Consider the following 7,447-nt stretch of genomic DNA (forward strand, 5'->3'; position numbering starts at 1 on the left):
CTCAGCAGCTCCTCCCGGTCGCGGCCGACGACCGCCGCACGGTGGCCGAAGGCGGACCGGCTCAGCGCCAGCGAGCAGCCCACATCCACCGGATCGAGCTCCGGCCGCGCCGCCACGTACGACCGCAGCCGCCGTGCCTGAGCCCGCAACGCCACCTCGGTACGGCCGGACACCACCCACGGCACCACATCGGTGCGCACCGACGGCTCCGGCGCCGGGTCGGCGGCGGGCTCGGCGGGCGGTTCCTCCAGGATGAGGTGGGCGTTGGTGCCGCTGATGCCGAAGGCGGACACTCCGGCACGGCGCACCCGCTCGCCCACCGGCCAGTCCCTGGCCTCGGTCAGCAGTTCGACCGCTCCGGCCGTCCAGTCCACATGCGGGGTCGGCTCCTTGACGTGGAGCGTCCTCGGCAGCAGACCGTGGCGCATCGCCATGACCATCTTGATGACACCGGCCCCGCCGGCCGCGCCCTGGGTGTGGCCGATGTTGGACTTCAACGCGCCCAGCCACAGCGGCCGTTCGGCCTCCCGGCCCTGGCCGTAGGTGGCGAGGATGGCCTGGGCCTCGATCGGGTCGCCGAGCGTGGTGCCGGTGCCGTGGGCCTCGACCGCGTCCACCTCGGCGGGCGACAGCCCGGCGTTCGCCAGCGCCTGCCGGATCACCCGCTGCTGGGAAGGGCCGTTGGGGGCGGTGAGGCCGTTGCTGGCACCGTCCTGGTTGACGGCGGAGCCGCGCACCAGCGCGAGCACCTCATGGCCGTTGGCTCGCGCGTCGGACAGCCGCTCCAGGAGCACCATGCTGACGCCCTCGCCCCAGCTGGTGCCGTCGGTGTCGGAGGAGAACGCCTTCGACCTGCCGTCGGGGGCGAGGCCGCGCTGCCGGCTGAACTCGATGAACAGGCTCGGCGTGGACATCATCGTCGTGCCGCCCGCCAGCGCCATCGAGCATTCGCCCTGGCGCAGCGCCTGCGCCGCCTGGTGGATGGCGACCAGGGAGGAGGAGCACGCGGTGTCGATGGTGAGCGCCGGGCCCTCCCAGCCGAGGGAGTAGGCGATGCGGCCGGAGACCACGCTGGCGGCCTTGCCGGTCAGCAGATACCCCTCCATGTCCTCGGGGATTTCGCCGAGCCCCGAGGCGTAGTCCTGGCCGGTGGAACCGATGAACACACCCGCCGCACTGCCCCGCGTGGTGTGCGGGTCGATCCCGGCGCGCTCCAGTGCCTCCCAGGAGGTCTCCAGCAGCAGCCGCTGCTGCGGGTCCATGGCGAGCGCCTCGCGCGGGGAGATCCCGAAGAACTCGGGGTCGAAGTGGTAGGCGTCGTAGAGGAAGCCGCCCTCCTTGGCGTAACTCCTGCCCGGCGTATCGGGGTTGGGGTCGTACAGTTCCTCGACGTTCCAGCCGCGGTCGCCCGGGAAGGCCGAGATCACATCGCGGCCGTCCGCCACCAGCTCCCACAGCTCCTCGGGGCCGCGGACCCCGCCCGGCAGCCGGCAGCTCATGGCCACGATGGCGATCGGATCGTCGTCGGCAGGACGGGCGGCGGCCACCACGGCCGCCACCTCCTCCCGCTCCCCGAGCGCCTCGCGCCGCAGATGGTCCACCAGCACGGCGGGGGTCGGATAGTCGAAGAGCAGGGTGGTCGGCAGCCGCAGCCCGGTGGCCGCGCCCAGCCGGTTGCGCAACTCCACGGCGGTCAGGGAGTCGAAGCCGACCTCCCGGAAGGCGCGGGTGGCCTCGATGTCCTCCGGGGTGGCGAGCCCCAGCACGGCCGCCGCGTGTTCCCGCACCAGGTCCAGCAGGAACGGATCCCGGTCGGCCGCCGCCAGGGCGGCCAGCCGCCGGCCGAGCGAGCTCTCGTCGGTCTCCACGGCCCCGCCTCCGCCACCGGCCCGTACCACCCGGCGGACCGGCGTCCTGACCAGGCCGCGCAGATAGGCGGGTACGGAGTCCTGGCCGGGGGCGCCGCTCGCGGCCCGCCTGCGCAGATCCGCCAGATCGAGCCGGACGGGCACCAGAGTGGGGTCACCGGCCGTCCATGCGGCGTCGAAGAGTTCCATGCCCTCCGCGCTGGGCAGCGGACGGATACCGGAGCGCGCCATGCGCCGCACATCGGCGTCGGCCAGATGACCGCTCATGCCGCTGCGCTGCTCCCACAGGCCCCAGGCGAGGGACTGGGCGGCCAGGCCGCGGGCCCTGCGGTACTGGGCGAGGGAGTCCAGGAAGGCATTGGCGGCGGCGTAGTTGGCCTGTCCGGCGTTGCCGATGGTGGCGACGACGGAGGAATAGAGGACGAACGCGGCGAGGTCGTGGTCCGCGGTCAGCTCGTGCAGATTCCATGCGGCGTCCACCTTGGGCCGCAGCACCCGGTCGAGCCGCTCGGGGTTCAGCGCGTCCACGACGCCGTCGTCGAGCACACCCGCCGCGTGGATCACCGCGATCAGCGGATGTGCGGCGGGTATCGCGCCGAGGAGCCCGGCGAGCGCCTCCCGGTCGGCCGTGTCGCAGGCGGCGACGGTGACGGTGGCTCCCAACTCCACCAGCTCGGTGCGGAGTTCGGCCATGCCCTCGGCGGCGGGCCCGCGTCGGCTGGTCAGCAGCAGATGCCGTAGGCCGTGCTCGGTCACCAGATGGCGGGCGAGGAGCCCGCCGAGGGTGCCGGTGGCGCCGGTGACGAGGACAGTGCCCTCGGGGTCCAGCCGTCGGTGGGCGTCGGGGGCCTCGGTGGGCCGTGTGCCGGCAGCCCCGCCAGCCCTGGTGGGGGCGGCCTCGGTGGCCTCGGTGGCGGTGGCCACGGTCGCAGAGGCCCCAACGACCCCGGCGCTCGCAACCTGGGCAACGGCGGTGCCGGTGAACCCAGAAGCCCGGGTGGCGGCAGCCCCAGCAGCCGTACCGACCCCAGCCCCCATAGCCACCCGGCCCAACCGGGGTACCCGCGCCCGGCCCTCGCGCACCGCGCACTGCGGTTCGCCGGAGGCCACCGCGCCCGGGAGGGCGTCGACCGACTCCGGGTGGCCGTCGACGTCGACGAGGACGAAGCGTCCGGGGTGCTCCGACTGCGCCGAGCGCACCAGCCCCCATACGGCGCCGTGTGCCACATCGGGCACCTCTTCGCCGGGGACGGCCGCGACCGCGCCTCGGGTGACGAACACCAGCCTGGAGGAGGCGAGGCGCTCATCGGAGATCCACCGCTGGATGAGCGCCAGCACGTGGTGGGTGGCCGCGTGAGCCGCCTCCGCCACGTCCCCGTCGCCCTCGGCGGTGCGGGTGCGGGTGCACGGCACCAGTACCGCGTCCGGCACGTCCGCCGCCTCGTCGTAGGGCACCGCGTCCACGGCCGCGGAGAGTCCGAGCGGGTCGTCGCCGAGCACCGCCCAGGTCGCCGGGGCCGCGGTGGTGTCCGCGGCGGGCGCGGCGGGCCACTCCAGACGGAACAGCGACGGGTGGAGGGCGGAGCGGCCGCCGATCGGTTCGGGCGTGTCCACCGCGCGCAGTACGAGCCGGTCCGCCGAGACCACCGGGGCGCCGCTCGGGTCGGCCGCGGCCACCGCGTAGGTGTCGGGACCGGCCGGTGTCAGCCGTACCCGCAGCGCCGTGGCACCCGTGGCGTGCAGTACGACACCACTCCATGAGGAGGCCAGCCGCGCCCCGCCGCCGTCGCCCGGGGCCGCCACCGCGTCAAGCACCGACTCCAGCAGCACCGGGTGCAGACCGTAGCGCTGGGCGTCGGCCTCCTCGGCCTCGGTCAGCCCCACCTCGGCGTAGAGGTCCTCACCGAGCCGCCAGGCAGCGACGGCGCCTCCCGCCACCTCCACCGGGACCGCGTCGGCCGGGGGCCACACGGCGAGGCCCAGGTCCGCGGCCGACGCACCGGCGCCCAGGACCGCGGTGGCGTACCGCGTCCACGGCTCGTCGGAGTCCGCGCCCTCGGCGCGCGCGTAGACGCTCAGCGCGCGCAAGCCGCCACCGTCCGGGGCGCCGACGCGCACCTGGATGACCGCGGCGCCCTTCTCGGGCAGCACCAGCGGCGTGTCCAGGGAGAGTTCCTCGATCCGGTCGCAGCCGACCTGGTCACCCGCGCGGATCGCCAGTTCGGCGAGGGCGCTGCCGGGGAGCACGGCCGCGTCCGGGCCGGTGCGCTCGGTCAGCCAGGGGTGGTCCTGTGCGGAGATCCGGCCGGTGAACAGATGGTCGTCCGCGCCGGCCAGCGGGACGGCGGCTCCGAGCAGCGGATGCCCGGCGGCGTCGAGCCCGGCGGCGGCCACATCGCTCGCCGCGACCGGCTTGTCCAGCCAGTACCGCTGCCGCTGGAACGGATACGTCGGCAGCTCCACGTCCGGGCCGCCGCGCCCCGGGCCACCCGCGAACACGGCGTCCCAGGACGGCTCGACACCCTGCACATACGCCTCGGCGAACGAGCCGGCGAAGCGCTCCGGGTCGCCCTCGTCCCGGCGCAGCGTGCCGACGATGGCGGCGGCGTTCCCACCGGCGTCCTCGACGGTCTGCTGGAGCGACATGGCGAGCATGGGGTGCGGAGCGCACTCGATGAACGCCGTGTGGCCGTCGGCCAGCAGCGCCCGGGTGGCCCGCTCGAAGTCCACCGGCTCGCGCATGTTCCGGTACCAGTAGTCGGTATCCAGCTCCGTGGTGTCCAGCGGCCCGCCGGTCACCGTGGAGTAGTACGCGATCTTCGAGGCGCGCGGCCGCACCCCCGCCACTTCGCGCAGCAGCCGCTCGCGCAAGCCGTCGACCTGCGGGGAGTGCCCGGCGGTGTCCACACCTGGCACCCGGCGGGACTTCACTCCGTCGGCGGCGAGCTCGGCCATGAAGGCGTCCAGGGCCTCCGGGTCGCCGGAGACGGTCACGGTTGCGGGGCTGTTGACGGCGGCGATGCCGAGCCGTTCGCTCCACGGCCGAAGTCGCTCGGCGACCGTCTCGGCCGACGCGAGCACCGAGAGCATGCCGCCCTTGCCACTGAGCTCGGCCCATGCCTGGCTGCGCCGGGCCACCACCTTGGCGGCATCCTCCAGCGAGAGCCCTCCGGCCACATACGCGGCGGCGATCTCGCCCTGCGAATGGCCCACCACCGCGGCCGGTTCGACGCCGTAGGAGCGCCACAGCGCGGCCAGCGAGACCATCACCGCGAACAGCGCGGGCTGGACCACGTCGATGCGGGACAGCGACGGGGCGCCCGGTTCACCGCGCAGCACCTCGCGCAACGACCAGTCCAGGAACGGCTCCAGGGCGTCGGCGCACGCCTCCAGCCGCTCCGCGAAGACGGGGGAGGCGTTCCACAGCGGGAGTGCCATCCCGATCCACTGCGAGCCCTGCCCGGGGAAGACGAACACGGTCTTCCGCCGGCCGCCCGCCGTGCCCTCGACCACATGGGGCGCCGGGGTGCCCTGCGCGAGCGCGCCGAGCCCGTCCAGGAGCCGCTCCCGGTCCCGGCCGAGGATCACCGCCCGGTGGCCGAAGGCCGTCCGGGTGGTGGCAAGGGCCTGGCCGAGTGCGGCAAGGTCGGTGCCGGGGTGGTCGGCCAGGTGGTCGCGCAGTTGCTCGGCCCGGGTCCGCAGCGCCTGTTCGGTGCGCCCGGTCAGCACCCAGGGCAGCACGGGCAGGCCCGGGGCCGCGGGGCGGGCCTCCTCCTGGGCGGCGACGTCCGGTTCGGCCGGTGCCTGCTCCAGGATGGCGTGGGCGTTGGTGCCGCTGATGCCGAAGGACGAGACGCCCGCGCGCCGCGGCCGCGCGGTCTCCGGCTCCGGCCACGGCCGGGCCTCGGTCAGCAGCTCCACGGCCCCGGACGTCCAGTCGACATGCGGCGAGGGCTCGTGTACGTGCAGGGTCTTGGGGAGCGTGCCGTGGCGCAGCGCCATCACCATCTTGATGACCCCGGCCACGCCCGCGGCCGCCTGGGGGTGGCCGACGTTGGACTTCAGCGAGCCGAGCCACAGCGGCCGGCCCTCGGGCCGGTCCTGGCCGTACGTGGCCAGCAGCGCCCCGGCCTCGATGGGGTCGCCGAGCGAAGTGCCGGTGCCGTGCGCCTCGACCGCGTCCACATCGGCGGTGGTGAGCCCGGCGTCGGCCAGCGCCTGCCGGATGACCCGCTGCTGGGCCGGTCCGCTCGGGGCGGTGAGGCCGTTGCTCGCGCCGTCCTGGTTGGTGGCGGAGCCACGGACCAGCGCCAGCACCCGGTGGCCGTTGCGCCGCGCGTCCGACAGGCGCTCCAGCAGCACCATGCCCACGCCCTCGCCCCAGCCGGTGCCATCGGCGTCGGACGAGAACGCCTTGCAGCGGCCGTCGGGCGACAGCGCCTTCTGGCGGCTCAGCTCCACGAAGATCCCGGGGCTGGACATCACGGTGGCACCACCGGCCAGCGCCAGCGAGCACTCGCCCTCACGCAGCGACCGCACGGCCATGTGCAGGGCCACCAGGGACGACGAACAGGCCGTGTCCACGGTGACCGCCGGGCCCTCGAGGCCCCAGGTGTAGGCGATCCGGCCGGAGGCGACGCTGGTGGTGCCGCCGGTCAGCAGATAGCCCTCGAACCCTTCCGACGCCTCGTCCATCCGCGGCCCGTAGTCCTGCGGCATGGTGCCGACGAAGACGCCGGCGTCGCTGCCCTTGAGCGTGGTGGGGTCGATCCCGGCGCGCTCGAACGCCTCCCACGCGGTCTCCAGCAGCAGCCGCTGCTGGGGGTCCATCGCCTGGGCCTCCCGGGGGCTGATGCCGAAGAAGGCCGGGTCGAACTGGTCGGCCTCGTAGAGGAATCCGCCCTCGCGCACATAGCTGGTGCCGTGGCGGGCCGGGTCCGGGTCGTAGAGCCGCTCCAGGTCCCAGCCCCGATTGGCGGGGAAGCCCGCGATGGCGTCCCGGCCCTCGCCGACCAGCTGCCACAGCTGCTCGGGCGTGCGCACCCCGCCGGGGAGGCGGCAGCTCATCGCCACGATGGCGATCGGGTCGTCGTGGCCGGTGGCGCGCCGGGCGGCGGCCGGACGCGGGGCCATGGTCGTGGCCGTCCGCGAGCCCACCGCCACGTCCTGGACGTGGCGGGAGAGGGCCAGCGGGGTGGGGTGGTCGAACAGGACGGTCCCGGCGAGCCGTGTTCCGGTGGCGGTGCTGAGGAGGTTGCACAGCTCGACGGACATCAGCGAGTCGAAGCCGAGATCCTTGAAGATCTTCTCGGGGTCGACGGTGTCCGGGCCCCGGGAGCCCAGGACCCAGGCGGTGTGTGTGCGGACCAGTTCCAGCGCCACGCGCTCGCGCTCGTCGGGGTCGGTCAGGGCGGCGAACTCCTCGCGCCAGGAGAGGGGTTCACCGGTGGCGGCCTCCTCGATCCCGGGGAGCTCGCTGTCCAGCCAGTAGCGCTGCCGCTGGAAGGCGTACGTGGGCAACTCCACCCGGCGCGCACCGCGCCCGGCGAACACCCGCTCCCAGTCCACCTCACCACCGT

At 74.6% G+C, this 7,447-nt stretch carries 1 protein-coding gene and 1 pseudogene; both read right to left on the minus strand.

The features are described from left to right. On the minus strand, nt 1-3,986 hold a 3,986-nt coding region (locus ACFYOY_RS48845), incomplete at its 3' end, for an SDR family NAD(P)-dependent oxidoreductase (protein WP_388594557.1). A 3-nt stretch (nt 3,987-3,989) separates the two neighbouring features. Continuing rightward, nucleotides 3,990-7,142: pseudogene (locus ACFYOY_RS48850) on the minus strand (beta-ketoacyl synthase N-terminal-like domain-containing protein); the annotation flags it as partial. Nucleotides 7,143-7,447 lie beyond the last annotated feature (305 nt).

Origin of the sequence: Streptomyces sp. NPDC007875, from assembly GCF_042868035.1 — a bacterium.
In the GTDB taxonomy this organism is placed as follows: Bacteria; Actinomycetota; Actinomycetes; order Streptomycetales; family Streptomycetaceae; genus Streptomyces; species Streptomyces antimycoticus.